The organism is Methylobacterium nonmethylotrophicum, assembly GCF_004745635.1.
Taxonomy (GTDB): Bacteria; Pseudomonadota; Alphaproteobacteria; order Rhizobiales; family Beijerinckiaceae; genus Methylobacterium; species Methylobacterium nonmethylotrophicum.
The window spans coordinates 48,236-74,608 of record NZ_SRLB01000031.1 but is presented as its reverse complement, the minus strand read 5'-3'; the positions used below and the strand labels follow the sequence as shown (position 1 = coordinate 74,608).

At 72.2% G+C, this 26,373-nt stretch carries 25 protein-coding genes and 3 pseudogenes; 22 read left to right on the top strand and 6 right to left on the bottom strand.

Annotated features, from left to right (window positions below; translation table 11 throughout):
* On the bottom strand, positions 1 to 3,122 hold a 3,122-nt coding region (locus EU555_RS37270), incomplete at its 3' end, for a DNA translocase FtsK (protein WP_281041320.1).
* 155 nt (positions 3,123 to 3,277) lie between these two features.
* Here EU555_RS37270 and EU555_RS29000 point away from each other — a divergent pair.
* The 4 genes from EU555_RS29000 (at position 3,278) to EU555_RS28985 (ending at position 7,035) form a co-directional block, all read left to right on the top strand.
* Positions 3,278 to 5,320: an NAD(+) synthase gene (locus EU555_RS29000; RefSeq protein ID WP_135418850.1), complete on the top strand. Its 2,043-nt coding sequence runs from the start codon at positions 3,278 to 3,280 to the stop codon at positions 5,318 to 5,320.
* A gap of 97 nt (positions 5,321 to 5,417) precedes the next feature.
* Positions 5,418 to 6,065, top strand: coding sequence for a cysteine hydrolase family protein (locus EU555_RS28995; protein WP_135418849.1), 648 nt, complete (start codon positions 5,418 to 5,420; stop codon positions 6,063 to 6,065).
* A gap of 224 nt (positions 6,066 to 6,289) precedes the next feature.
* Entirely contained in the window at positions 6,290 to 6,517 is a 228-nt protein-coding gene (locus EU555_RS28990) for a hypothetical protein (protein ID WP_135418848.1), read from the top strand.
* 125 nt (positions 6,518 to 6,642) lie between these two features.
* Complete coding sequence (locus tag EU555_RS28985) at positions 6,643 to 7,035, top strand: PilZ domain-containing protein (protein WP_135418859.1); 393 nt, start codon at positions 6,643 to 6,645, stop codon at positions 7,033 to 7,035.
* 306 nt (positions 7,036 to 7,341) lie between these two features.
* Here EU555_RS28985 and EU555_RS36400 read toward each other — a convergent pair.
* Positions 7,342 to 7,479, bottom strand: a pseudogene (locus tag EU555_RS36400) (IS256 family transposase); the annotation flags it as partial.
* A 118-nt stretch (positions 7,480 to 7,597) separates the two neighbouring features.
* Positions 7,598 to 8,398: a GntR family transcriptional regulator gene (locus tag EU555_RS28980; protein WP_167858694.1), complete on the bottom strand. Its 801-nt coding sequence runs from the start codon at positions 8,396 to 8,398 to the stop codon at positions 7,598 to 7,600.
* 183 nt (positions 8,399 to 8,581) lie between these two features.
* On the opposite strand from EU555_RS28980, the gene EU555_RS28975 reads away from it, so the two are divergent.
* The 5 genes from EU555_RS28975 to EU555_RS28955 are packed head-to-tail and all read left to right on the top strand — an operon-like array spanning position 8,582 to position 13,355.
* A complete protein-coding gene (locus EU555_RS28975) occupies positions 8,582 to 9,625 on the top strand; it encodes an extracellular solute-binding protein (protein ID WP_135418846.1) in 1,044 nt (347 codons plus the stop codon).
* A gap of 8 nt (positions 9,626 to 9,633) precedes the next feature.
* The gene (locus EU555_RS28970; RefSeq protein WP_135418845.1) at positions 9,634 to 10,737 is read left to right on the top strand and encodes an ABC transporter ATP-binding protein; all 1,104 of its coding nucleotides are present in this window, start codon (positions 9,634 to 9,636) and stop codon (positions 10,735 to 10,737) included.
* Complete coding sequence (locus EU555_RS28965) at positions 10,734 to 11,618, top strand: ABC transporter permease (protein WP_135418844.1); 885 nt, start codon at positions 10,734 to 10,736, stop codon at positions 11,616 to 11,618. The genes EU555_RS28970 and EU555_RS28965 overlap by 4 nt, the downstream gene beginning before the upstream one ends.
* Positions 11,615 to 12,415, top strand: coding sequence for an ABC transporter permease (locus tag EU555_RS28960; protein ID WP_135418843.1), 801 nt, complete (start codon positions 11,615 to 11,617; stop codon positions 12,413 to 12,415). Before EU555_RS28965 ends, EU555_RS28960 begins: the two co-directional genes overlap by 4 nt.
* A gap of 4 nt (positions 12,416 to 12,419) precedes the next feature.
* On the top strand, positions 12,420 to 13,355 hold the full coding sequence (locus EU555_RS28955; RefSeq protein ID WP_135418842.1) for a polysaccharide deacetylase family protein: 936 nt from the start codon (positions 12,420 to 12,422) through the stop codon (positions 13,353 to 13,355).
* Between the two features lie 79 nt (positions 13,356 to 13,434).
* Here EU555_RS28955 and EU555_RS28950 read toward each other — a convergent pair whose 3' ends face one another.
* Positions 13,435 to 14,373 (bottom strand): acetamidase/formamidase family protein, encoded by a 939-nt coding sequence (locus tag EU555_RS28950; protein WP_135418841.1) that lies wholly within the window; start codon positions 14,371 to 14,373, stop codon positions 13,435 to 13,437.
* A 331-nt stretch (positions 14,374 to 14,704) separates the two neighbouring features.
* Here EU555_RS28950 and EU555_RS28945 point away from each other — a divergent pair.
* From EU555_RS28945 to EU555_RS28925, 5 genes and pseudogenes are all read left to right on the top strand, one after another.
* Positions 14,705 to 14,824: pseudogene (locus EU555_RS28945) on the top strand (IS5/IS1182 family transposase); the annotation flags it as partial.
* A gap of 171 nt (positions 14,825 to 14,995) precedes the next feature.
* A complete protein-coding gene (locus EU555_RS28940; RefSeq protein ID WP_135418840.1) occupies positions 14,996 to 15,514 on the top strand; it encodes a cytochrome P460 family protein in 519 nt (172 codons plus the stop codon).
* A gap of 290 nt (positions 15,515 to 15,804) precedes the next feature.
* Positions 15,805 to 16,362 carry a dihydrofolate reductase family protein gene (locus tag EU555_RS28935; protein ID WP_135418839.1) on the top strand — a complete coding sequence of 186 codons (558 nt, stop codon included), beginning with the start codon at positions 15,805 to 15,807 and terminating at the stop codon, positions 16,360 to 16,362.
* A gap of 165 nt (positions 16,363 to 16,527) precedes the next feature.
* Positions 16,528 to 17,106: pseudogene (locus EU555_RS28930) on the top strand (cation efflux transmembrane domain-containing protein); the annotation flags it as partial.
* Between the two features lie 81 nt (positions 17,107 to 17,187).
* Positions 17,188 to 17,430 (top strand): hypothetical protein, encoded by a 243-nt coding sequence (locus tag EU555_RS28925; protein WP_135418858.1) that lies wholly within the window; start codon positions 17,188 to 17,190, stop codon positions 17,428 to 17,430.
* Between the two features lie 72 nt (positions 17,431 to 17,502).
* On the opposite strand, the gene EU555_RS28920 is transcribed toward EU555_RS28925, so the two are convergent.
* Positions 17,503 to 17,712 (bottom strand): hypothetical protein, encoded by a 210-nt coding sequence (locus EU555_RS28920; protein ID WP_135418838.1) that lies wholly within the window; start codon positions 17,710 to 17,712, stop codon positions 17,503 to 17,505.
* A 329-nt stretch (positions 17,713 to 18,041) separates the two neighbouring features.
* Here EU555_RS28920 and EU555_RS28915 point away from each other — a divergent pair, with 329 nt between their 5' ends.
* Together EU555_RS28915 and EU555_RS28910 are read left to right on the top strand one after the other, a co-directional pair.
* The gene (locus EU555_RS28915; RefSeq protein WP_135418837.1) at positions 18,042 to 18,563 is read left to right on the top strand and encodes a Ros/MucR family transcriptional regulator; all 522 of its coding nucleotides are present in this window, start codon (positions 18,042 to 18,044) and stop codon (positions 18,561 to 18,563) included.
* An 886-nt stretch (positions 18,564 to 19,449) separates the two neighbouring features.
* Entirely contained in the window at positions 19,450 to 20,694 is a 1,245-nt protein-coding gene (locus EU555_RS28910; protein WP_135418836.1) for an NAD(P)/FAD-dependent oxidoreductase, read from the top strand.
* Positions 20,695 to 20,713: 19 nt separating this feature from the next.
* Here the strand turns inward: EU555_RS28910 and EU555_RS28905 are convergent, their stop codons facing one another.
* Positions 20,714 to 21,247, bottom strand: a complete 534-nt coding sequence (locus tag EU555_RS28905; RefSeq protein WP_135418857.1) for a MarR family winged helix-turn-helix transcriptional regulator — start codon at positions 21,245 to 21,247, stop codon at positions 20,714 to 20,716.
* Positions 21,248 to 21,458: 211 nt separating this feature from the next.
* Here EU555_RS28905 and EU555_RS28900 point away from each other — a divergent pair, with 211 nt between their 5' ends.
* From EU555_RS28900 to EU555_RS28875, 6 genes are all read left to right on the top strand, one after another.
* The gene (locus EU555_RS28900; protein ID WP_425375165.1) at positions 21,459 to 22,652 is read left to right on the top strand and encodes a cytochrome P450; all 1,194 of its coding nucleotides are present in this window, start codon (positions 21,459 to 21,461) and stop codon (positions 22,650 to 22,652) included.
* A gap of 13 nt (positions 22,653 to 22,665) precedes the next feature.
* The gene (locus EU555_RS28895) at positions 22,666 to 22,989 is read left to right on the top strand and encodes a 2Fe-2S iron-sulfur cluster-binding protein (protein WP_135418835.1); all 324 of its coding nucleotides are present in this window, start codon (positions 22,666 to 22,668) and stop codon (positions 22,987 to 22,989) included.
* A gap of 128 nt (positions 22,990 to 23,117) precedes the next feature.
* A complete protein-coding gene (locus tag EU555_RS28890; RefSeq protein ID WP_135418834.1) occupies positions 23,118 to 24,332 on the top strand; it encodes an ABC transporter substrate-binding protein in 1,215 nt (404 codons plus the stop codon).
* Between the two features lie 408 nt (positions 24,333 to 24,740).
* Positions 24,741 to 25,154 (top strand): PaaI family thioesterase, encoded by a 414-nt coding sequence (locus tag EU555_RS28885; RefSeq protein WP_135418833.1) that lies wholly within the window; start codon positions 24,741 to 24,743, stop codon positions 25,152 to 25,154.
* Positions 25,155 to 25,337: 183 nt separating this feature from the next.
* Complete coding sequence (locus EU555_RS28880; protein WP_135418832.1) at positions 25,338 to 25,850, top strand: metallophosphoesterase family protein; 513 nt, start codon at positions 25,338 to 25,340, stop codon at positions 25,848 to 25,850.
* A gap of 177 nt (positions 25,851 to 26,027) precedes the next feature.
* Positions 26,028 to 26,348, top strand: coding sequence for a hypothetical protein (locus EU555_RS28875; protein ID WP_135418831.1), 321 nt, complete (start codon positions 26,028 to 26,030; stop codon positions 26,346 to 26,348).
* Positions 26,349 to 26,373: the final 25 nt, after the last annotated feature.

The window sequence follows — 26,373 nt, the reverse complement described above, 5'->3', positions numbered from 1 at the left end:
TTGCGGCCCTGGACGACGGCGACGCGGGCGGAGATGGCGGACATCGAGCGGGCGATGTCGTCGGCGAGCGAGATGACGCGGCTCGACTTGGTGCCGGGGGCCGGCTCCATCTCGTAGAGCGTGACGACCGGGCCCGGACGCACGGCGAGAATCTCGCCGCGCACGCCGAAATCCTGGATCACCTGCTGCAGCTGGAGGGCGTTGTCCTCCAGCATCTCGGGATCGAGGTTGCTGCCGTCCGATTCCCGCGGCTCGGCCAGGAGGTCGACCGAGGGCAGCTCGTAGGGCACCTCGACGACGCGCGGCATCACAGGCCGCGGCGGCGGCTCGTAGGCGATCGCCAGGATGTCGTCCTCGTCCTCGCCATCCTCGTCGGCATCGAGGCCGAGATCGACGTCGAGACCCGCCGTCCCGATCACCAGCCCGTGCGGCTCAGCGGCCAGGGGCTCAGGCGCCGCCATCGCGGCCGCCATGAACACGCCATCCTGGAACACGCCATCCGGCGACACCGACGCGATGGTCTGGGGTCCAACAACCGCCGGTTGCGTGGCAGGCAGGTCCGCCTGCGTCGACACGGAGCCCGGCTGGGCAGCAAACGGCACCGGATGCGCAGCAGCCGGCACCGGGTGCGCAGCAGCCGGCACCGGGTGCGCAGCAGCCGGCAGGATGATGCGCGGCGGGCGCGGCGGGGTCGGCAGCGTCGGCGCGGGCGCCTGCCCGGCCTGGCGGCCGGTCGGCACGTAGACGAACGGCCGGCCGGCCTGCGGCACGGCGGGAGCAGCCTGCGGCCTGTCGGGCGAGAGCGGCAGCGTCTCTTCGGATAGGGCCTGCGGCGCGTGGTGGGAGATCGCCTGCGGCGCCGGAAGCCACGTCTGGGGCGCTTGGGACGACGTGCCGGCCACTTCGAGCGGCGCGGCCGGGAGAGGCTCGGCGGCCGGCGGCTCCTCGGGTCGGTCCTCGACCGGCACGGGCGTGAGGCCGGTCACGGCCGGCAGCGGCTCGGGCGCCACCACCGGCTTCCCGGCTGCGGCCACGACCGTGAGCGCATCCGTGGCGATGAACGACCACGGCACCGGCCCGAACGACCACGGCACCGACGGGAAGACGAAGGCGGGCAGCGGCGCGGCTGCGGAGGCGGGCTCCGTCGCCGAAGGAGAGAGCGGTGCCTCCGCGGAGACCATCTCGGCGGCCGGTGCCTCCAGGACATCCCACTCGGCGGGCAGCGTCCCGTCCACGGGCATCGCCGCAGCGGGCGCGTAGGTGAGGGCCAGCATCGGAGCGGGGGCCGGCAGCAGGATCGCGGCGGACGGCTCGGCCGCCGGAACCAATGCGGGCGCCTCGTGCGCCGGGCCGAAGGCCTCGGCGACCGATGCGACATCCGCCGCGACGACCTCCGTCGCGGTCGACGCCTCGGGCTCCGTCGGCGCGACCGGCTCGGCGAGCGCGGCCGTCCCGTCCGTGATCGGCGGGACCTCGGCCACCGGCTCCTCGGCCGGGACCGGCTCCGGCCGGTTGTCCTGCTCCGCGGCGGTGGGCAGCGGGAAGGTCCAGTCGTGCTGCAGCAGGCGGTCGAGGGCGTAGACCGGGCGCGGCGGCAGGGAGCGCAGGTGCGAGACGTCGACCGGCACCAGGATGGCGCTGTCGGGCACGTCGAAGACCTGCGCCGGCGGGACCGGCGCGGGCGGGGTGATCTCGGCGCGGACGGCGTCATGTGCCGGGATGATGGGCCCGGGAGCGACGGGGTGGGGAGCCGGCGTCACAGCCGCATCGGCCGTCGCGACCGTCGCCTCAGCGGCCACGGGTGCCTGAGGCTCGAGGCGTACGTCGGCGATGGCCGGATCCGCGGTCGCGGTGATCTCCGCGGCCGGCTCTGCCGTCACGATCGTCGCACCGGCCGTCGCGTCGGGGAGGACCGGCGCTCCGGGCGCGGGAGCGTCGCCCTGAGCGGGTTCCACCGACGCGGTCTCCGCCGGGGCCGCCTCCTGGGACGGGGACGGCTCATCCTGAGGATGGCGCAGCAGGTGGTCCGGCGTGCGGGTGAAGCGCACGCCCGGCGGCAGGACGAAGGGCTGGCGCCACAGGGGCACGGGCGGCACCGCGGCGGCAGCGGCGGCGGCTTCCGCCTCTGCCCGGGCCGCCTCGGCGGCCGCGCGCTCGGCGGCGTCCCGCGCGGCGGCCTCGGCCTCCGCGGCGCGCCTCGCCTCCTCCTTCTCGCGCAGGGCCTGCTCGCGCCGGCGCTGGCGCGCCTGCAGCACATGGTCCGGCGTGCGGGTGAAGCGCACGCCGGTCTCGACCGGCCGCTCCGGCGCGGCCGGACGCGCACGCGCCTCGGGTGCAGCGGCCGCATCCGGCTCGGCATCCCGCCGGCGGGCACGGGTCAGCACGGCCCGAGCCGGGCCGGCAGCGGGAATCGGCATGGTCCAGCCGCCCTCGGGAACGAGGGCCGGGTCCGGCGCCCAGGTCGAGACGCGGCGGGGCGCCGGCGGCTCGGGGGCGACCGTCACGAGCGGCGGCGCGGCCGGCTCGGGCTCCGCCGATGGCAGACGCTCGGCCAGGGGCTCGGCAGAGTGCGCCTGGTGCGGCGGGGCCGCGGGCGGCACGAAGGGCTCGGGCGGCCAGGCCTCCGATCCCCCGGCGAAATCCGCGGCGCCATAGCCCGGCTCACTGGCCTGCCCGTGGACCCGGCCGTCACCGGGGGCCTCGGCCTGCCGCGACCCGGGTGGAGCCGGACGGGGCGATTGCACGAGCGCCGGATCGGGCGCCCAGTCGGCCGGCGGCGCGGCGGGCGGCGGGGCGTGACGCGCCGGGCGCGGAGCCGGAGCCGTCGCGAACGGGCTCTGGGTCCACGGCTCGGGCGGCGCGGCCGGGGCGGAATCGGGGCGCACCAGGGCGTCGGCCATCCAGCTCGGGGTGGCGCGCCGGCTCAGGGTGTAGTCCCGCTGGGCCGGCGGAGGCGCCGGCGGGGCGAAGCGACGGGCCAGGATCGCCCGCAGGCTCATGACGGTCTGGGCGAGGACGCCGAGGGGGCGCTCCCGGCGCCCAGGCGTGCGCAGGTGGTCGCGCACCTGCTGGGGCGCACGCGGCGAGGAGTCGGAGAAGGGTGGCCGTCCCGATTGTCTCATGATGCCGAAATGTGTGTGGGCGGCCCGCGGCCGCTGCGTGCCGCCAGTTAGCCACGGCATCGTTAACGCCCGATTAGGCACGGGCACCGGTACCGGGCGGCGCGCCGGCGCGTTAAGGAACGGGGGCATTTCCGGCATCAGGGGCTGCCAGCGCGATGTTTCGATCCCTCTACCGGCACGGTTTCGCCCGCGTCGCGGCCTGCGTCGGCCGCAGCCACATCGCCGATCCGGACGCCAACGCGGCCGAGATCCGGCGTCTGGCCGAGGCTTGCGACCGGGACGGCGTCGCGGTGGCGGTGTTTCCGGAGCTCTGCCTGTCCGGCTATGCGCTGGAGGACCTGCTGCTGCAGGAGACGCTGCTCGACCGGGTCGAGGCCGCGCTCGAGACCCTGGTCGAGGCGAGCCGCGGGCTGATGCCGGTCCTCGTCGTCGGCGCGCCGCTGCGCCACCGCAACCGGATCTACAACACCGCCGCCGTGATCCACCGCGGCCGGCTGCTCGGGGTGGTGCCGAAGAGCTACCTGCCGAACTACCGCGAGTTCTACGAGAAGCGCCACTTCGCCCCCGGCGCAGGGATCACGGCCGAGACGATCCGCATCGCGCAGGCGGAGGCGCCGTTCGGCACCGACCTGCTGTTCGAAGCGGAGGACCTGCCCGGCCTCGTCCTCGGGGTCGAGATCTGCGAGGACATGTGGATCCCGGTGCCGCCCTCGGCGCTGGCCGCGCTCGCCGGCGCCACATTGCTCGCCAACCTGTCGGGCAGCCCGATCACCATCGGGCGGGCCGAGAGCCGCACGCTCCTGTGCCGCTCGGCCTCCGCGCGCTGCCTGTCGGCCTACATCTACGCCGCGGCGGGTCCCGGCGAATCGACCACCGACCTCGCCTGGGACGGCCAGACCGCGATCTACGAGGACGGCGAGGTGCTCGCCGAGGGCGCGCGCTTCCCGGTCGAGCCGCAGGTGACGCTCGCCGACATCGACCTCGACCGCCTGCGCCAGGAGCGGGCCCAGATGGGCAGCTTCGACGACAACCGCACCGCCCTGATGCCGGGCGCGCCGGCCTATCGCCGGGTGCCGTTCCGGGTGGCGCCGCCCGATTCGGATCTCGGCTTCCACCGCATCGTCGAGCGCTTCCCGTTCGTGCCGGCCGACCCCGCCCGCCTCGCGCAGGATTGCTACGAGGGCTACAACATCCAGGTCGCCGGCCTCGCCCAGCGCCTGCAGGCGATCGGCACCCGCCGCGTCGTGATCGGCATCTCGGGCGGGCTCGATTCGACCCACGCGCTGATCGTGGCGGCCCGCGCCTTCGACCAGCTCGGCCTGCCGCGCTCGGACATCCTCACCTACACGATGCCGGGCTTCGCCACCTCGGACGAGACCAGGACCAACGCCCACCGGCTGATGGCGTCGCTGGGCACCCGCGCGGCCGAGCTCGACATCAGGCCGGCCGCCCGGCAGATGCTGACCGACATGGGCCACCCGTTCGGCCGGGGCGAGGAAGTCTACGACGTCACCTTCGAGAACGTGCAGGCGGGCCTGCGCACCGACTACCTCTTTCGGCTCGCCAACCAGCACGACGCGATCGTGATCGGCACCGGCGACCTGTCGGAGCTGGCCCTCGGCTGGTGCACCTACGGCGTCGGGGACCAGATGTCCCACTACGCGGTCAATGCCGGGGTGCCCAAGACCCTGATCCAGCACCTGATCCGCTGGGTGATCGCCTCGGGCCAGTTCTCCCAGGAGGTCGGCCGCACCCTCGAGGCGATCCTCGACACCGAGATCTCGCCCGAGCTGGTGCCGGCGCGCGAGGGCGAGACGATCCAGAGCACCGAATCGAAGATCGGGCCCTACGCGCTGCAGGACTTCAACCTGTTCTACACGCTGCGCTACGGCTATCGGCCCTCGAAGATCGCCTTCCTGTCGCTGATGGCCTGGGAGGACGCCGCCCGCGGGCCGTGGCCGCCCGGATTCCCGGACGCGAAGCGGGGCGCTTACGCCCTGCCGGAGATCCGGGCCTGGCTCGCGGTGTTCCTGCGCCGCTTCTTCGGCTTCAGCCAGTTCAAGCGCTCGGCCCTGCCGAACGGGCCCAAGGTGGCGGCGGGCGGCGCCCTCTCGCCCCGGGGCGACTGGCGCGCGCCCTCGGACGGCAATGCCCGGGCCTGGCTCGAGGAACTGGAGCGCACCATCCCGCAGGCGTGAACCCCAGCCCGCAGAGGGTGAGAGAAACCCCATGGGGGTATACGCGTTGAACCGGCCCCGGGGCCGAGAGGAGCCCCCGCACGGGAGCTCCAACCCCATGGCCAGCGCGACGCCCTCCGACACCGATGCCCTGCCGAACGGCCCCCTCGGAGAGGACGCGGTGCATGTCTGCGTCGACATGCAGAACCTGTTCTACCGGGAGACCGCCTGGCACACGCCGTGGATGGGCCGGGTGCTGCCGCGGGTGTTCCACCTGGCAGCCGCGGTGCCGGAGCGCACGCTCTTCACCCGGTTCGTCCCGGCCCGGCATCCCGGGGAGGGACGGGGGTGCTGGAAGCGCTACTGGGAGCGCTGGGCCGAGATGACGGTGGAGCGGCTCGGCGAGGAGATGGTGGCGCTGGTGCCGGAACTGGCGGCGCTCGCGCCGCCCGGCGCGGTGGTCGACAAGACCGTCTACTCGCCCTGGCTGGAGCCGGGCCTGGAGCACGCCCTGGCGGAGCGCCGGGCCGGGACCCTGGTCATCACCGGCGGCGAGACCGACGTCTGCGTGCTCGCCACGGTGCTCGGCGCGGTCGACCGCGGCTACCGCATCGTGCTCGCCACCGACGCGGTCTGCTCCTCGTCGGACGAGACCCACGACGCGATGATGACGCTCTACCGGCAACGCTTCGGCCAGCAGCTCGAAGTCGCGACGGCCGATCAGATCCTGCGCAATTGGACCGTTTCGCAGTTGCCGCAACGATGAGTCCGCACGGCGCCGCCCGCCCTGGCCGCGCCAGGCCCCTTTCCCATGTCGCTCCAAGGTTCCCGGTTCGCACGTTTTCGTGATGAGGCGCCGATCAGCAGGAATGGACCTAGCGTCACGGCCGAGATTGCGGTGGCGCGCAGCCGCGAGGCCTGACATAGTCTCGGCCAAATCAGCCGTTAGCGATGGACGCCATGGCAGCACCTGCGAGCGGAGGCGATCCGATGCGAAGCTACAACCTGTTCTGCCTGAAGGGTCTCGACGGCCTGGTCTGCGCGGTGCCGGAGGACTACGCCGTGCCGGCCTTCGTGACCGACGCGCGCTGGGCCTTCGGCGGCAAGCTCGACGGCTCGACGCCGGGACCCATGGGGTTCGACGGCACCGCCGCCGCGACGGCGGTGCGGTTCAACGGCTTCTACCTCTTCCAGAGCATGGCACCCGCGCAGGGCTGAGGGCCGGGCGACGTGCGCGGCCCGCGAGTCGGGGATCGCGGCGAACATTCCTTAAAGGTCGGCAGGGCATACTGGACGGCAATCGAAACCCGCGAGGCCGAATGGGGCTGGCCGTCATGTCCGACATGTCCGAGCTGCGCAGGGAGACCCGCCTGCGGACGTTCCTGAAGGGGCGCATCGTCTTCAACAGCGGCAACTCCAGCATGGATTGCCTGATCCGCGACCTCTCGCCCTCCGGCGCTCGGCTGGTGCTGAGCCAGACCGCGACCTTGCCGGACGGCTTCGACCTCGTCATCCCGGCCAAGGACCGCACCCACAAGGCGACGCTGCGGTGGCGCAAGGACGACAGCGTCGGGGTCACCTTCGCGGACGAGATGCCGCGGCCCTCGGCACCTTTCGCCCTCGAGGACAGCCCGGCGGCGCTGCTCGCCCGCATCCGCGAACTCGAGGCCGAGAACGCGACCTTGCGCCGCCTGCTGAAGGAGGCGGAGGCGATGGTGCTCGAGCGAACCGCCTGAGCCGATTCCCATGGCGCAACGCTGCCTCGTGCAGCTCACGAAACTCCCGCTGCGCCGAGGCCGCCGCACTGCGCCATGCCGGCGATCGGGAGTGTCGTGAGAGACACGTCGCTTCTTGTTTTTGCATCATTGTCACCGCCGAGCCGGTGACCGCTTCAGCACCGGGCGATCCGACCGGCGGAATGATCCGTAGAGTCTCGCCCAGTCACGCCGCGTCGGGCCGTGTCCGATCGGGATAGGAACGTGCCCCCTGGCGTGGTGTCGCTCCGGCTTGGCCACCACGATCGCCGACCGGGGCTGGATCGATCAGCCTTCCAGGGTGCACAGGCTGACGAGGGGACCGTCGCCGATCGGGGGCGTGCCTTCCGGGGTCATGGTGCGGCAGCGCTGCACGACCCGCTCACCGTTCTGCTCCAGCAGGATCGCTCCCACCGGCCTGCGGATCTCGCGCCCGATTCCGGAGGAGATCAAGCGGCGTTCCGACGTCGACGCGCGACCGCGCCGCTGGCTGTCGGGACATCGAGCCTGGTCCGGCAGGTTCCGCACGGCGGCCGGACCGGCCTCAGGTGGCCCCGGGGAACGGCCGCGCCGCAAGGCTTTTCTGCCACTGGTCGAGCGCGTCGCGCAGCACCTCGTCGAGGGGAGGGGGAACCGGTTCGCAGACCCGCGGACGAAGCCGCGTCTCGACCAGGGACAGGTGGGTCGTCATCGCCCGCACCGCCTGCGCCCGGGAGCGCCCGCTGAGCGCCCGGAACACCGCCCGATGCTCGGCGCACTGGCAGGCCACCGACGAGTCGGGCTCGAAGAACGCCACCAGCATCATCGTGCGGGCGACGAGTTCCTGCATCTGGCGCCGGATCATCACGTTGCCGGTGAGGTCGGCCAGGATGGTGTGGAACTCGGCCGAGAGGCGGATCGAGGTGAAGCGGTCGCCGGCCGCCATGGCGGCGTCCTCGGCCGCGACGTGGGCGGCGAGCCGCGCCTCGCCGGCCGCATCGAGCGTCGTCGCGAGGTGGCCGACGATGCCGCCCTCGAGGATGCGCCGCGCCTCGTAGACCGTGCGCGCCTCGCCGAGATCGGGGGCGATCGCGAAGGCGCCGCGGTTCTTCTCGACGGTGATCAGCCGCTCGTGGCCGAGCCGGTGCAGCACCTTGCGCACGCGCTCGCGGCTCACCCCGAAGATCTCGGCCAGGAAATGCTCGCCGAGCTTCGTCCCGGCCGGCACCCGCCCGTCGAGCAGGACCCGCGCCAGGACGGCGTGGATCGCCGTCTCGTCCACCAGGCCGGTGTGGATCGCGGCCTCGTCCATCCCGGCGCGCACCGCGTCGTCCGTCGCGACGGCGTGTGCCGCATCCTGGTCCATCGAGCCCCTCCCGAGCCGCATCGGCCCGCTCCGCAATAAGCCCGGAGCGCCCGTCGCCCAAGGCCAATCGCGCGCCCCGTCGCTCCAAGATTGTGCACAATTGCGCTGACTTTGTGCTTCATTCCGACGCGGCGCGGCCCTATCCCTGTGGCGTCATCCGCTCCGTCCGGAGGGTTTCCCGCCATGCCGTCCCTCTCTCCCGATCGCCGCGCGGTGCTGCGCGGCGGTGCAAGCCTCGGCGCCCTAGTGGCGGCACCCGGCATCCTGCGGGCGCAGACGCGCGAGCTCGTCGTCGGCGGGGCCGCCGGCCACAAGGCCTGGGTCGAGGAGATCGTCGTCCCGGCCTTCGAGAAGAAGCACGGCGCCAGGGTGATCTTCGAGGGCACGCGCTCCCTCGTGAACCTCGAGAAGATGCAGAAGAACCGGGACCGGCCCTATCTCGGCGTCGTCCAGATGGACGATCCGGTGATGATCCTGGCGGTGAAGGAGGGTCTCCTCGACCCGCTGACCCCGGCCCGGGTGCCGAATCTCGCCGCCCTCGTGCCCGGCACCGTCCACATGGATGGGATGTGGGCGAACTACCTGCAGCCCTGGCTCGGCATCGCCTACAACACCGAGGCTTTGCGCCAGGCCCCGACCTCCTGGGCCGATCCGTACGATCCCCGGTACAAGGGCCGGGTGATCGTGCCCTCGCTGCAGAACACCGAGGGATTGCCCAACATCTTCGCGGCGACGGCGCTCGCGAGCGGCAAGTCCCTCGACGCGGCGCAGGGCGATGTCGAGCCGGGCTTCCGCAAGCTCGCCGCGCTCAAGCCGAACCTGCTCACGGTCTACACGCAGCAACCCCAGGCCTATAACCTCCTGGAGCAGGGCGAGGCCTGGATGATCTCCTCCGCGATGTCGTCCTACGCCCTCGAGCGCAAGGCCGCCGGCGCCCCGATCGCGCTCGCGGCCCCGAAGGAGGGCGTGTTCGCGATGCCGTCGGGCATCGCCGTGGTGAAGGGCTGCCCTCAAGCCGACCTCGCCTTCGCGTATGTCGACCTGCTGCTCGGGGCCGAGCTGCAGCAGCGCCTCGTCGGCCCGACCTTCTCGCTGCCCACCAACCGCACGGTGCCGCGCCCGGCCGGGCTGTCCCCCGACATGGTGGTGCACCAGATCGACTGGGCCAACGTCGCCCGCGAGCGCGACGGCTGGATCAAGCGCTGGGACCGCGAGATGGCGATCTGAGGCCCGCCATGTCCCTGCCTGACCTGTCCGATCCCGGCTTCCTCACCATCACCGGCGCCGAGAAGCGCTACGGCGCGAGCGCGGTGCTCGGCGGGGTCGACCTCGCCGTCGGGAGCGGCGAGTTCGTCTCGCTGCTCGGCCCCTCCGGCTGCGGGAAGACGACGTTGCTGCGCATCGTCGCCGGCCTCGTCGCTCCCGACCGCGGCCGGGTCGTGCTCGACGGGCGAGACATCACCCGCAGCCCGCCGCACCGGCGCGACGTCGGGGTGGTGTTCCAGAACTACGCCCTGTTTCCGCACCTCACGGTCGCCGAGAACGTGGCGTTCGGGCTCAAGGCCAAGGGGCATCCCAAGTCCGAGATCCCGGCCGCCGTGGCCCGCTTCCTCGCCCTCGTCCAGATGGCACCCTTCGCCGACCGGCGCGCGCAGGCGCTCTCGGGCGGGCAGCAGCAGCGGGTGGCGGTGGCCCGGGCGCTCGCCGTGCGGCCCAAGCTCCTGCTCCTCGACGAGCCGTTCTCGGCCCTCGACCGCAAGCTCCGGGAGGCGATGCAGATCGACCTCAAGCGCCTCCTGCGCGAGCTCGGCATCACCGCCCTGTTCGTCACCCACGACCAGGACGAGGCGCTCACCATGTCGGATCGGATCGCGGTGATGAACCGCGGCGCGATCGAGCAGCTCGCCGATCCGGTCACGCTCTACCGCCGGCCCGCCACCGCCTTCGCGCTCGGCTTCGTCGGCCTGTCGAGCCGGCTTCCCGGCACGGTGCGGGAGGAGGGCGACGGGATGCTCCGGGTCGAGACCCCGCTCGGGACGCTGCGGGCACCGGGCCGCTTCCGGCCGGGCAGCCCGGTGCTTCTCGGCGTGCGGCCGGAGCGGATCCGGGTCAGCGGAGATGGGCCGAACACGGTCGAGGCCGCCCTCGTCGAGGTCGCGTTCCAGGGTGCGCGCGCCCACCTGTTCTTCGCCGGGCCGGACGGGGAGAGGACCCTGATGGCCGAGACCCCCGAGATCCCGGCGGGCGCGGCGCCCGGCGCGCGGCTGCGCCTGTCCTGGGCGGTCGAGGACACGCTGGTCTTCCCCGCCGAGCCCGCTCCCCAGCGGGAGGCCGCATGACCGCGCCCGCCGCTCCCGTCGCTGGCCCCGTCCCGGCCCGCTGGCCGCTCCTCCGGCCCGATCCGGTGGCGCTGCTGGCGCTGCCGGCCTTCGCCTACCTGGCGGCGGCCTATGGCTGGCCGCTCCTCGTCCTCCTCGCGCGCAGCCTCTCGGGCCCGCAGGGGATCAGCCTCGCGCCCCTCGCCCAGTTCCTGTCCGACCCGTTCAGCTGGCGGGTCATCGGCAACACGGTGCGGACGGCCCTCCTCGTCACCCTGGTCTGCCTGCTCGCCGGCTACCCGGCGGCGGTCGCCCTGGCGCGGGCCCGCGGCTGGGGACAGGCGCTGCTGCTCCTCTCCGTCATCCTGCCGCTCTCGGTCGGGGTCGTGGTCAAGGCCTATGCCTGGCAGATCGTGCTGCGCCGGGACGGGATCGTCTCGCAAGCCCTCGTCGGAACCGGGATCTGGGACGCGCCCCAGCGCCTGCTGTTCACCGAGACCGGGCTCGTCATCGGCGCCGCCAACGTCTTCCTGCCGTTCATGATCCTGCCGATCTACGCGGTGATCCGCCTCATCGACCCGCGCCTCCCCGAGGCCGCCGCGACCCTGGGCGCGAGCCCCTTGCGCCGCTTCCTCACCGTGACCCTGCCGCTCACCCTGCCGGGGATCGTCTCGGGCGTCGCCTTCGTGTTCTCCCTCGCCGTGTCGATGTACGTCGTGCCGAGCCTCGTCATCGGCGACCGCTACCAGACCCTCGCGACGCTGACCGGCCGCGCCTTCCTGTTCATGCGCGACGAGCAGCTCGGCTCGACCACCGCGGTGATCCTGCTCGCGGTTGCGGTCGCGGTCGTGGTCGGCTCGACGGCGCTCGCGCGCCGCCTCGGCGGGGGAGGCCACGCATGACCGCGACCGAGCGCATCGCCCTCGCCCTCGTCTGGGTGCTTGCCATCGCCGCCGCCCTGTTCCTGATGGCACCCCTCCTCGTCACGGTGGCGGTCTCGTTCGGGTCGAGCGCGGTCTTCACCCTGCCGCCGCCCGCCTGGTCGACGCGCTGGTACGAGCGGCTCTGGGCCTCCCGCGACCTCTGGCCCGCGGTCTGGACCTCGCTGCGGGTGGCCTGCCTGGCCACCGCCCTGGCGCTGGTGCTGGGCACGCTCTGCGCCATCGCGGTGGTGCGTGGCCGCTTCCCCGGGCGCGAGGCCCTCGTCACCTTCCTGATCTCGCCCCTGATGCTCCCCGGCCTCGTCGTCGGCATCGCCATGCTGCAGGGCTTTCGCGCCGCCGGCCTGCGCGACGTGGGCGTGAGCCTCCTGATCGCCCACGGGGTGATCACGCTGCCTTACGTCGTGCGCACCGTGGTGGCGGCACTCTCGCTCTTCGACTTCACCCTGATCGATGCCGCCCGCACCCTCGGCCTGTCCTATCCTGCCGCGATCCTGCGCGTGCTGGTGCCGGGCCTGGCGCCGGCCTTCCTCACCTCCGGCCTGTTCGCGTTCCTCGCCTCGATGGACAACTACCCGATCTCGATCTTCTTCACCGATGCCTGGACCAAGACCCTGCCGATCCAGATGCTGCAATACGTCGAAGAGCGGCCCGACCCGACGGTGGCGGCGATCTCGGCGCTCCTGATCCTGCTCGCCGTCGCGGTGCTGATCCTCGGCGGCCGCCTCGTCGGCCTGCGCCGCCTGGCCGAGGTCTGACGCGATGGTGACGCGGGCCCCGAAGGCACACGATCGCGATTTCCGCGGCTATGGCGGCACCCCGCCGGCGGTCGCCTGGCCGGGCGGCGCCCGGCTCGCCGTCTCGGTCGTCGTCAATGTCGAGGAGGGGGCGGAGCTCTCCCTCGGCATGGGCGACGAGCGCAACGAGGCGGTCTACGAGGTGGTGGAGGAGGTCGTCGGCCACCGCGACCTCTGCATGGAATCGCATTTCGAGTACGGCACCCGGGCCGGCTGGCCGCGGATCCGGGCGCTGCTCGCGGCTTACGGCGTCTCCGCGACCCTCAACGCCAACGGCCGCGCCGTCGCGCTCTCGCCGTGGCTGGCGCAGGAGGCGGTGGCCGACGGGCACGAGGTCGCGGCCCATGGCTGGCGCTGGGAGCGCCATGCCGGGATGGGCGAGGCCGAGGAGCGGGCGGCGATCGCCCGGGCGGTCGCGGCGATCCGGGACGCGACGGGCCAGGCGCCCGTCGGCTGGCACACCCGCTCGGCCACCTCGGTGAACACCCGCCGGCTGCTCCTGGAGCAGGGCGGCTTCCTGTACGATTCGAACGCCTACAACGACGACCTGCCCTACCTCGTCCCGGGACGAGACGGCCATCCGCACGTCGTGCTGCCTTACGCCTTCGACACCAACGACATGCGCTTCCAGCGCGGCGGCGGCTTCGTGTTCGGCGACGATTTCGCCCGCTACTGCATCGACGCCTTCGACCGCCTCTACGCGGAAGGAGGCGACGCGCCGCGGATGCTGTCGGTGGGCCTGCACCTGCGCATCATCGGCCGGCCCGGCCGCATCGGCGGCCTCGAGCGCTTCCTCGCCCACGCCGCCGCCCGCGAGGGCACGTGGTTCGCCCGCCGCGACGCCATCGCGGGGCACTGGCTGCGGGAAATCGCCGGCCTCGAGAGGCCGGCGGACGGGTAACCGACGGAACGACCGAGCCCGGTCTCATCCGGTGCCGGTCTTGCCCCGGCGGCGGCCGAGCAAGCAGGTCCTCACCGCGTCACCGGACCAGGTATTCCTTGCGCAGCATGCAGTGCACGCCCTTGTGCTGGTTGACCGTCTGGGTCACCCGCAGGTCGGCGGCGATGCTGCAGAGGGCGTAGGCCTCGTCGCGGGTAATGCCGATGCGGGCGACCACGAGGTCGATCATCTCCCGCAGCGCCCGCTCGGCGCAGCGGTCGAGGTCGGGATCGAGGCCCATCGTGATGACGTGGCTCGGCGTCTCGGCCCGGGGGATGGCGAGCCGCAGGTCCCGGTGCAGCACGAATTCGAACGTCCCGGAGAGCGCCGTCTCGATCGCCGTGACGTTGACCTCGCCGTCGCCCTGCGCGCCGTGGCCGTCGCCGCAGGAGAACAGGGCGCCGTCCGCGAAGACCGGCAGGTAGAGGGTGGTGCCGGCGATGAGCTCCTTGTTGTCGAGGTTGCCGCCGAACGCGCGCGGCACGATCGAGGTGCAGCGCCCCCAGGCCGGCGGGGGGGCGACCCCCATCACGCCGAAGAACGGCGACAGCGGCAGCTCCAGCCCCCAGGGCATCCGGGCGGTCAGGCGCTCCCGGTCGAGGGGGATGTTCATCTGGTGGAAGACGGGAAACTCGTCCGGCAGGGTTCCGGCGAGCGGGCGGTGGCGGTTGTAGCCCCAGTCCTGGCGCAAGGCCACCTCGAGAATCCGCACCTCGAGCACGTCGCCGGGCCGCGCGCCCTCGATCGCCACCGGCCCCGTGAGGATGTGCGGGCCGAACGGAATGCCCGCCTCGGCGGCGTGGATCGCGCGGAGCTCCGGCGGCACGTGGAATCCGTCGGGCGGCAGGGCGTCGGGCCCGCCCGAGACGGTCTCGATCGTGACCCGCTCGCCGCTGCGGACCGTCAGGACCGGCGGCACCGACGCGTCGAAGTAGCCCCAGCGGCAGGTCTCGGGCGAGGCGGTCAGGCGATGCGTCATGCGTCGGGATCCGGGTTCGGCGGGCAAGGGGGCGTCCGCGTCGCAGCATCGCCCGCGGCCCGGGCCGCGTCGAGGGCCGTGGCTCCGGATTCGAGCCGGGCCGCGAGCGGCTCGACGAATTTCGCCGCCACGGAGAGCGCGCGTCCGGGCTATCGCCCCGTGGCGACGCGGGCGGACGGCACGTCGCGGGCATCGACCGGCCGGGACCACGAGCGCGTCGCGGGCGCCCCGATCTCGATCTGGACGGTGATCGCGTCGGCCGAGGGGGGGACGCGAGGGCCTGCCGTGGCGGTCATCCGGACGATCGGCGCCGACGCGCGCCCCGTGAGAGGCCTGGTTCAACCGCGCCCGTCGCCTGCCCATCGGCTGCGAACGGCGCGCCGACATCGACGAGCCCTTCACGGTCCTGCAGGCCAGCCTCGTCAATCTCCGCCGGACCAAGCGGTTCTGTGCGGCGCTCGCAAGCCGCCGGCGGATTGACATTCGTTCTTGGATGGCCCGCCCTGGCCAGGCATGCTCTCGCCTCGCGCGGTCTTCCGGCTCAGCATCGGCCTCCATGGCCACGGGCGAGCACCGCGACACCGACACCCTGCCGGGTCACCGGCCAGTCAGGAGACGCTCGATGGTACGGATCGGCTGGCGGTCGGTCGCGGCCGCCTGCGCCCTCGCCCTGTCGCCGGCCGCCGCCGGCAGCGCGGACGAGGATGGGTCGCCGCTCTTCGGGGTGCGGATTCCCGCGGGCTACCGCGACTGGCCGGTGATCAGCGTGGCCCACGAGGCCGGCAACGCCAACGACATCCGCGCCATTCTCGGGAACGCCATCGCGCTCAAGGCCTTTCGCGAAGGAACGCGACCATTCCCGGATGGGGCGATCATCGCGCGATTGGCTTGGCACTACGTCTCGTCGCCGGAGAACGACGCCGTGTTCGGCCGCCCCCAGTCCTTCGTCGCCGGCGCGCCCACGAACGTCCAGTTCAGCGTGAAGGACGCGAAGCGCTACGCCGAGACGGGAGGCTGGGGCTACGGACAGTTCGAGAACGGCAAGCCCGACCGCAGCGCCACGCTGATGCAGACCTGCGCCCCCTGCCACGCCGGCGCGCCCAAGGGGAACGATCTCGTGTTCACGCACTACGCGCCCTGAGAATCGGCGGGGGATGCCGTCATCCGGCCCCGCTTCGGGGTATGGCCCCATCCCTGCGGGATCATGCATCGCGGGTGGGGGGCATCCGCCCGCGGGTGCCGAGCAGACGTCCGGGCGACGGTCGCCTCCCGAGCGGGCATTCAAATGGTCATGCTGAGGCTGTCGAGCCTCGAGGGTCGACAGCCTCAGCATGACCACACGAGAAGCCGCTACGGGACCACAGCATGATTTACGCATCAGGAGTGGACAGGACACCCTAAGTTTTTGAGGATGTGGTATAGGCTCGCGGCATGGGACTATTGACCTTCAGCATCAACGTCACCCTGGACGGCTGCGTCGACCACCAGGAGGGAATCGCCGACCAGGAGACGCACGCCTTCTTCACCCACCTCATGGACAAGGGCGGGGCGATGCTGTGGGGCCGCATCACCTACGAGATGATGGAGAGCTACTGGCCGGCGGTCGCTCGCGGCGACGCCGTGGCGCCGCGAGCGATGCGCGAATGGGCGGTCAAGCTGGAAGACAAGCCGAAATACGTGGTGTCGTCGACGCGAAAGCATTTTCCGTGGTCGAACAGCCACCTTATGCCTGCCGACCTGAGAACAAGCGTGCAGCGGCTCAAGGACGAGACCCCGGCGGGCGTGCTCCTCGGTAGCGGCAAACTCGCGACCGAACTGGACCGGCTCGATCTGATCGATGAGTATCAGTTCCTCGTCCACCCCAGGATTGCTGGCCATGGTCCGACCCTGTACCAGGGCGGGCTGACCAGGACGCGGCGGCTCCGGCTGGTCTCGGCGAAGCCGCTCCGGAACGGCGCGGTCGCCATGCACTACCGGCGCGAGCGCTGAGAGCCTGGTCGAGGCGCTCACCCCGATCGACACCCTCATCGCGTCCGTGCCCGGGTCGTCGGCGACGTGCGGGCCGGCGGCTGCCGCAACGGTGCCGATCGCGCCCGAACCCGCGCCTGACAGGCGCACGACGGCGCAGTAGATCCGGTCCGGGGGTGGAGCCGCATGACACCATCTGAACGGCACGACGCCGGGCGCGACCGCGCCTACAGGCGCGCCATCTGGTCGATCACGGCCGGAACCTTCCTGTTCGCCTTCGGGCAGGCCGCCTGGGCGGTGTCGTCCGGGTCCGCACAGTTCCTGAAGGACGCGATCGACTGGATCTACACGGTCCTGCTCTACGGCATCGCCGCCCTGGTGTTCGGCCGCAGCGCCGAGGTCGAACACCTGTTCGCCCTCGTCATCGCCGCCGTCCTGGCCGTCGCGGGCGCGCACACCCTCTACGATCTCTGGAGCAAGATCGTCGATCCGCGCCCGATCGATCCCGGGCTTCTGGGCTTCTCGGCCGCCAGCGCGATCCTGATCGGGTACGCCACGGCCGGCGCGTTGCTGGGCTTCCGGCACGATCGGAACCCGCTCATCAAGGCCACGTGGCTGAGCGCGCGCAATGACGCGATCACCACGACCGTCTCGGCCCTGGTGACCTTGGGGGTCAGGCTCGCGCCGGTCCGATGGCCCGAATACGCGATGGACGTGCTCGATGCGGGTCTGGCGTTCCAGGCCGCGATCGCGACCGCCCGCGCGTCGCGGTCGAGCCCCGATCGGGGACCGGGAGCGGGTGACCGCGTTGTCTCGTCGGCCAGCCACGCGCCCGGAGGGACAGGCATGACGAAGCTCTTCATCGCACGGGTGCGAGGACCCGCCGGGGACCGTCCGCTCGTGACGGTCCGCGCCGCGGCCGAGGGCGAGGCGAGGCTGTTTCTCGAAGCCGCCTATCCGGAGGACGAGATCGTGGCGGTCGCCGAACCCGGCGAGTGGGTCAGCACGTCGGAGACCGGTTCCGCTGCGGGCGACGTGCGCGAGCATCCCGGGGTCGACTGGCAGTCCCCGACCGCCGGCCCCGGCTGACGCTGGTCCGGCTGCCGCGACCGTCACGGTCCAGTGCGCGACGCCGGGTCGATCCGGCGTCGCGTCGGCAGGTCAGGCCGAAGCCCGCCTGGTCTCCGGCACCGTCCGGCGGCCGATCGCATCCCGCGTGGCATCGGCCGCCAGGGCCACCGCGTCGGGCACCTCCTCCTCCGAGCCCCACCAGATCGTCTCGCCGCTCGCCATTCTGGCGTAGCGGGCCTGCCCGCGCACGCCCACCTCCACGACCCGGCCGGGCCGGCCGGCCCTTCTCGCGACACCCATCGCCTTCGCTCCGACACCGTTCCCCATGGACGAACGACGGAAGCCGGCCATCGGTTCAAGGGGCGCCGCGCCGAAATCGAATCGTATGCCTGCGGGACGGCCGCGCACCGGCGCACGACTTTCGAAACCGCCGCATCCCGCAACCGGCCGGTGCTCTGACGCAGTCGGACCTGCCGGCGCATCACAGAGGAGCGGCGCGTGTTCTGCAGGTACGCTTGATCCGGTACCGAGGTTCACGGCGTTTTATCGGTTGGTTGCCGATTTATATCACTTGACCTTGACGAATGCACCGCGCATCACGGTTTGGCGAGATAAACTGGAATAAGAACATGGACGACACGACCTCCTTCACCTCCCCACTGACCGAGCTGACGAGCGATATCGTCGGCGCCTACGTCTCGAACAACAACCTGCCGGTGGCCGAGCTGCCCGGCCTGATCGCGTCGGTGCACGCGTCGCTCACCAGCCTCGGCCGGCCGCCGGCCGAGCCGGCCGAGGACCACAAGGTCACCGCGGCCCAGATCCGGAAGTCGGTCACGCCGGATTTCATCACGAGCTTCATCGACGGGCGGCAGTACAAGAGCCTGAAGCGGCATCTCACCACGCGAGGGCTCACCCCGGACGAGTACCGGCAGAAATACGGGCTCCCCTTCGACTATCCGATGGTTGCCGCGAACTACGCGGCGCAGCGCAGCGAGCTCGCCAAGAGCCTTGGACTCGGCCAGATCCGGCGCGACCGGGCGGCCGCGCAGAAGGCCGAGGCCGAGGCCGAGGCGATCGCCGCCAAGCCGAAGCCGGCGCCGGCCCGCCGCGGCCGGGCGAAGAAGGCCGACGCTGCCGCGGCGGAGTGACGTGGATCCCGGTGCATCGATCCCGGTGCATCATGCCGCCTGTCGCGAAGGACGGGTGCCGGAGCGGTCATCGGTTCGGCCCCGAGCGCGATGCGAAAACGGGATCCGGAGCAGGATCGCGCCGCGCCGTTCTGCCTGGCGGCGACAGGGCGGCCGGCGCGCCCTGTCGCTCCTGACGGGCGCCGCGTCGCGCCCGGCGAAGTCGCCGCCGCCGGGAGCCCGCTCGGCGGTTGGTTGCCCGCACGTCCTGCGCTTTCCTCCCCACATGCCGACCTGTGTCGCTGACGTCGTCGCCGACCGCAGCGACCCGTGAACGCGAACGGGCGCCGTCATCAATCCGATGCCGTGCCTGCGGCCTGGCCGTTCGAGACTGCCCGGGCATGGTGAGAGGCGATGGCCGTCGATCGCGATGCCCACGGCGGAGCGCGCGAAGGAAGAGGCGGGCGCACCCCGCGGCGGCGTCCCCGGCGACGTCGCGGACCTGCCGGATCCCGCAATCTGCTCCTCCGAAGGCCCGCCCTTCGGGGATACCGCGCCGTCCCTCGATCCCCAACACCCTTGCGGCAGCCGGGCACCATCGCCGCCTGCCGCCATCATGACGCGCATGCGCCACCCTGGCATCGTGCGCCGTCAACAGGGGCGGGCGGGGGGATCCGATCCGTCCCGATCGGGAACCGCGGCCTCGCCCCGGTTCCACGCCGGGCCGATCAGCCTCCCCGACGACGCGGCGGCGATGCCGCCGCCCGCCACGGCCATTGGCCCGTCGCCGCGCGCGTATCGTTGCCTAAGCAACAAATAAGTTGCCAGAGCAACATGCCTGTGCGAAGGTCCGATCCGAGAGCGAACAATCGCCCGGTGCGGAGGACGCGATGCGCGAGGCACAGCCATGAGCGCGGGAGGCGACATCGTGATCGTCGGAGCCGGCCAGGCCGGCTTCCAGGCCGCCGCGTCGCTCCGCGAGGGAGGCTTCGACGGATCGCTCACGATCGTCGGCGACGAATCCGTCGCACGCTACCAGCGTCCGCCGCTGTCCAAGGCTTACCTCGCCGGCCAGGCGAGCGGGGAGAGCCTGGCGCTGCGGCCTGCGCGCTTCTATGCCGACCATCGCATCGCGATCCGGCTCGGCATCCGGGCGACCGCCGTGGACCGGGCGGCAAGGCGGGTTGCGGTCGCCTCGGGCGAGCCGCTCGCTTACGACCACCTGATCCTCGCGACGGGTGCCCGCAACCGTCCCCTGGCGGTCCCGGGAGCCGACCTCCAGGGCGTCCTCCAGCTTCGCACGCTGGCGGAGGCCGACGCCGTCCGGCGGAGCCTGACCGGCCGCGAACGGATCGTCGTCGTGGGCGCAGGCTTCATCGGCCTGGAAGTCGCCGCGGCGGCGGCAGCCCGCGGGATCGCCGTCACGGTCGTCGAGACCGCCGAACGGGTGATGGCGCGCGCGGTCTCCCGGCCGATCTCGGCCTTCTTCCGCACGGCCCACGAGGCGGCCGGGATCCGGTTCGTCCTCGGTGCGGGCGTGGAGCGGATCGCCGGGAGGGGCGGGCGCGTCGCCGCCGTCGAGACCGCCGACGGCCGCTCGCTCGCGGCGGACCTGGTTCTCGTCGGGATCGGCGTCGTGCCGAACGTCGACCTCGCGGCCGCGGCGGGCCTGCCGGTCGCCGACGGCATCCTGGTCGATCACCGGCTCCTCACCTCCGACCCCTCGATCTCGGCGATCGGCGACTGCGCCGCCTTTCCGAGCCCCTTCGCCGGGAACGCGCCGACGCGGATCGAATCGGTCCAGAACGCCGTCGACCAGGCCCGCTGCGTCGCGGCGCGCCTGACCGGCCGGGCGGCGCCCTACGGCGCCCTGCCGTGGTTCTGGAGCGACCAGGGCCGCGTCAAGCTGCAGATCGCCGGCCTGGCGACGCCGCACGACCTCGCGGTGACGCGCGGCGACCCGGCAAGCGGCGCCTTCTCGGTCTTCCGCTACCGGGAGGAGCGCCTCGTCGCGGTCGAGTCCGTCAACAGGCCGGCCGACCACATGGTCGCCCGACGCCTGATCGCGCAGCGCGCGCCGCTGCCGGCCGGCCAGGCGGCCGATCCCGCCTTCGACCTGCGGGCGCTGGTCGGGCACGCGGCGGCCGCCTGAGCGGCGCCGTCTCTCCGGATCACATCGGGTGCTTGCGCCGGGAGGTCCCGGGCGTCGCCAGGGCAGGCAGGTTCGCATGCAGGCGGTTGAGAAGATCGATCAGGGTGTCGCGCTGCTCCGGCGTCAGGCAGGCCGTCAGGCGGCGCTCCCGCTCCAGCGCCACGACGATGATCTCGTCGTGCAGCGCCTCGCCCCGCATCGTCAGGCGGATCAGGCGCCGGCGCGCGTCGTCCGGATCCGCCTCGACGGCGACGAGATCACGCTTCTCCAGGGAGGCCAGGGTCCGGCTCACCGGCCCCTTGTCGAACCCGATCACCTGGCAGATGCGCGCGGCCGGGATGCCGGGCTCGATCGCCAGCAGCGACATGATCCGCCACTCGGTGACGTTGACGCCGAAGCGGCGCTGGTAGGTGGCGCTCGCGCTGTGCGACAGCTTGTTGGCGACGAAGGTCAGGAGGGCCGGAACGTAGCGTTCGAGGTCGAGCCGCGGCCCGGGCGTCGCGCCCGCCGCCTCCGCCCGGTCGCCGGCCTGTCCTGCTCGACCCGATGTCATCTCCACCCCGGCGCGCCGTCCGTGCCCGACCTTATGTCCCGCCAGGTGGACGGCGTCGAGGCGCGCTGCGAGAATTCGGTGGGGAGCGCCACGGCCGGCCGTTCACCTCGGTGACACGGCAGAGCCGCAACAGAACATGGGAGGATCTGGCATGACCGCACCCCCGCAGGCATCGATGTCTGCTGCCTCTCCGGGACTTCCGGCCGCCTTGATGAACGCCTCGGGCGCGCCGGCCGTCGACGTCGATCCGTTCTCGATCGAGTTCTTCGAGGATCCGCACCGCATCCACGAGGCCCTGCGGGAGGCCGGACCGGTGGTGTGGCTGCCGCGCTGGAGCGTGCACGCGGTGGCGCGCTACGAGGAGGTGCGCGCCGTGCTGCACGACCCGGCGACCTTCTGCTCCGGCCGCGGCGTGGGCCTGAGCGACTTCGCCAAGGAGAAGCCCTGGCGGCCGCAGAGCCTGATCCTGGAGGCCGATCCCCCGGCGCATGGACGCACCCGCGCGGTCCTGAACCGGGTCCTGTCGCCGGCGGTGATGAAGACCCTGCGCGAGGGCTTCCAGGCGGCGGCGCACCGGCTCGTGGATCGGCTCCTCGCCCGCCGCGAGATCGACGCGGTCGCCGATCTCGCCGAGGCGTTCCCGCTCTCGGTGTTTCCGGACGCGGTCGGGCTGCGGCAGGACGGGCGCGAGCACCTGCTGCCCTATGCGGGCCTCGCCTTCAATGCCTTCGGGCCGCCCAACGCCCTGCGCCAGCGCGCCCTCGAGACCGCGGCGCCCCACGTCGCCTGGGTCATGGAGCAGTGCCGGCGGGAGAATCTCGCGCCCGGCGGCTTCGGGGCCGCGATCCACGCGGCGGCCGATGCCGGCGCCATCACCCATGACGAGGCGCCGCTCCTCGTGCGCTCGCTGCTGACGGCGGGCCTCGACACGACGGTGAACAGCATCGGGGCGGCGATCTACTGCCTGGCCCGCTTCCCCGAGGCCTGGGCGGCCTTGCGGGCGGATCCGAGCCTCGCCCGGGCGGCGTTCGAGGAGGCGGTGCGGTTCGAGAGCCCGGTCCAGACCTTCTTCCGCACCACGACCCGGCCTGTCGAGATCGGCGGGGCCCGTCTCGACGAAGGCTCCAAGGTGCTGATGTTCCTGGGCGCCGCCAACCGCGACCCGCGGCGCTGGGACGAGCCCGACCGCTACGTCCCGACCCGCCCGACGGTCGGCCATGTCGGCTTCGGATCCGGCATCCACATGTGCGTCGGCCAGCTGCTCGGCCGCCTCGAGGGCGAGGTGATGCTCGCGGCGCTGGCCGCCAGGGTCGGCGCGATCACGATCACCGGCCCGGTCGTGCGCCGCTACAACAACACCCTGCGCGGGCTCGAGCGTCTGCCCGTCACCCTGACGGCCGCCTGAAGGACGACGCCTCATGCCGATGATCACCTTCATCCGCCCGGATGGCGGGCAGCGGGACCTCTCCGTCCCGGAGGGCACGAGCCTGATGCAGGGCGCCACCACCCAGGGCCTCGACGGGATCGTGGCCGAGTGCGGCGGCAACGCGATGTGCGCGACCTGCCACGTCTATGTCGACGAGGCCTGGACGGAGCGCCTGCCGCCGCTGTTCGAGGACGAGGACGCCCTCCTGGAGGGCACCGCCGCCGAGCGGCGGCCGACGAGCCGGCTGTCCTGCCAGGTCATCGCCACGGCCGATCTCGACGGGCTCGTGGTGCGCCTGCCCGATCGGCAGGTCTGAACGTCGAGAATGCAGACTAAGCAGAATTGCATGGCGCAACTCTGCTTAGCTTCTTGTTTTTGCATCATTTTCGCCGCCGAACCGGTGACCGCTTCGGCGAATGATGCTCAGGGAAGGGGAGGGAGACGATGCGCACGATGATGCGGGCTGTCCTGCTCGCGACGACGCTCCTCGGCGCCGGTGCGGCGCGGGCGGAGATCTCGGACGGGGTGGTGCGGATCGGCGTCCTGACCGACATGTCGGGGCCGTTCCAGGACACCAACGGCCAGGGCTCGGTCGAGGCCGCCCGCATGGCGGCCGAGGACTTCGCCGGCGGGGGCAAAGGCATCCGGGTCGAGATCGTGGGCGCGGACCACCAGAACAAGGCCGATGTCGGCTCGTCCATCGCCCGCAAGTGGCTCGACATCGAGAAGGTCGACGCGGTGGTGGACGTACCGAACTCGTCGGTCGGCCTCGCCGTCAACGCGCTCCTGCGCGACACGCGGATGGCGTTCCTGGCCTCGGCCACCGCCACCTCGGACCTGACCGGCAAGGCCTGCTCGCCCAACACCGTGCAGTGGGTCAACGACGCCTGGGCGACCGGCAACACCACCGCCGCCGCCATGATGAAGCGAGGCGGGACATCCTGGTACTTCCTGACCGTGAACTACGCGCTCGGCCAGGGCATCGAGGCGGAGGCGAGCCGCTACGTCGAGACTCATGGCGGAAGCGTCAAGGGAGCGAGCCGCCATCCCCTCGGCACCGCCGACTTCTCGTCGCTGCTGCTCCAGGCGCAGGGGTCGGGCGCGAAGGTCGTCGGACTCGCCAATGCGGGCGCGGACGCGATCAACATCGTGAAGCAGGCCAACGAGTTCGGGCTGAAGCAGGCCGGGCAGTCCCTGGTCGCGTTCCTCGTCTTCATCAACGACGTGCACGCCATGGGCCTGAAGGATGCGCAAGGTCTGCTGCTGACCGAGTCGTTCTACTGGGACATGAGCGACGAGACCCGGGCCTTCGCCAAGCGCTTCGCGGCGCGGCCGGGCCAGGCCGGGAAGGTGCCGAGCGGCAACCAGGCCGGCGTCTACTCGGCGACGCTCGCCTATCTCGACGCGGTGGCGCGCACCGGCAGCGACGACGGACGCACCGCGGTGGCGGAGATGAAGCGCCAAGGCCCGCGCGACCGGCTGTTCGGTGAGCTGACGGTGCGTCCCGACGGACGGGCGATCCACCCGATCTACCTCTTCGAGGTGAAGGCGCCGGCCGAATCGAAGGGTGCGTACGACTACTACAAGCTCGTCGACACGGTCCCGGCGGACCAGGCCTTCCGGCCGATGTCGGAGGGCGGCTGCCCGATGGTGAAGTGACGCGATCGGGCGGGGTGCGGCACCGCTCGACTCCGCGGGCGGCGCTGCTCCTTCACGATGGCCCACCCGCATCCAGTGGCCCGATCGCGGAGGCTCCATGATGGTTCCATAATCTTCCTTATGCGAATCGTGTCGGTAGGCGCAGACTCAGAATGTCCCACTGTCGTTACCGAGGAACCCTGGTGCAGCGGCCCCGGCGGTGCGGCGCGCGCGGGCCGTCGGGTTCGTCAGCAGGTCTCCGGCCGGCTCGCAGCCCAGGCTGCTAGGCCGATGCGCGGCTCCGCGCGATCGCCGCCCTCAACCCCCCTGATCGGCACGGAGGCAGCCCACCGCTCGCGCCAGACGCCCTCGCCGGGCCTGAGGCGGCCTCCTATGATCAGGGCAAGCGCCCCGCACGGAGACAGCCGCATGACCGCCCCGTTCGATCCCGCCGCCGGCGGCTGGGAGACCGTCGACATGTCCGAGTTCATGGACCTGATCGGGCCGGTCTGGCGGCGGGGCAGCGAGGCGGGCATGCTCCACGGCCTGCTGGTCGCGAACAAGCACCGCAACCGCAACGGCGTGGTCCATGGCGGCGTGATGGCGACGCTGCTGGACATGGCGCTCGGCCGCGCCTCGGCGGAGGCCCAGGGGGGCCAGCGGCAGGCGACGATCAGCCTCGACCTGCAGTTCCTCAGCCCCGTCGAGGTCGGCGAGTTCCTGGTCGCCGAGTGCCGGGTGGTGCGATCGACCCGCGCGATCATGTTCATGCAGGGCACCCTGCGGGTCGAGGATCGGGTCTGCGCCGTCGCGCAAGGGGTCTGGAAGATCCTCGGCGCCTGAGAGGCGCCGATTCCCGCATCGCGACAGCGATTTCGCAGGACTTGGCCGACGCGATCAGTCCGGCATCGCGTGCCGGCCCGGGCCGGTCTCGCCACGACACGCTGCGATCCACGACACCCTGCGACGCGGCGGACCCCGAGCGGCCGACGCATCGACCTGACGAGCAGGCATTCCGGACAGCCCATGACGACCTACTTCACCAGCGACACCCATTTCGGCGATCCGCGGGTGCTGCGCATCGACCGCCGGCCCTTCCCCGACCTCGCGACCCACGACGCCGCCCTGGTGGCGAACTGGAACGCGGTGGTCGCGCCCGAGGACACGGTCTGGCACCTCGGCGACGTCGCGCTCGGCCCCCCGCCCGAGCGGGTCCAGGCCCTGATCGCGGGCCTCAACGGGCAGAAGCACCTGATCGTCGGCAACAACGACGGCCCGGCGACGCTCGGCGCCGACAGTTGGCTCAGCGTCGCCCACTACGCCGAGATCGACGTCGAGGGCACGCATCTCGTGCTGTGCCACTACGCGTTCCGGACCTGGAACCGGATGGCACGCGGCGTCGTGAACCTGCACGGGCACTCGCACGGCAAGTTGAAGCCGGTGACCCGGCAATACGATGTCGGCGTCGATGCCTGGGAATTCCGGCCGGTCACGCTCGAGACGATCCTGTCGACCAGGCGGCGGCGCGCCGTGACCTGAGATCGCTCGGGGTCACGGCCCCCGGGCAGGGAGCTGGTGCCCATCCGAGCCGTTTTGCGCGGAACCTCACGGGCGCCCCCGACGTTCCTCGGTCACAATAAGCAAGCTTGGCATCAGCCTTCATCCATGAGGCCGATCGCCGCAGCGTCTGACCCCAGAACAGTCCGTGAGTTCGCGATGACCACACCGCGTCGTCTCCCGCCCGGCTGGCCACTCGCCGCCGTCGTCCTGCTCCTCGCCGGTCCCGCCCTGGCGCAGCCGGCCTGCCTCGGCGCCCAGCGCAAGATCGACGAGGCCGGTGCCTTGCGCTTCCAGGCGCGCCAGGATGCCCGCATCGGCGACCGCGACCGGGTCTGTGACAACCTCGGCGATGCCGAGGATCGCTACGAGGATGCCCGCGACCGGCTCGACGATTGCGGCCTCGCGGTCGCCTCCGTCGACCTCAAGAGTGCCCTGCGCTCCGTGCGCCAGGAAAAGCGGTTCTTCCGCTGCGACTGACGGCGTGCCGTAGCGCACGCCGTTT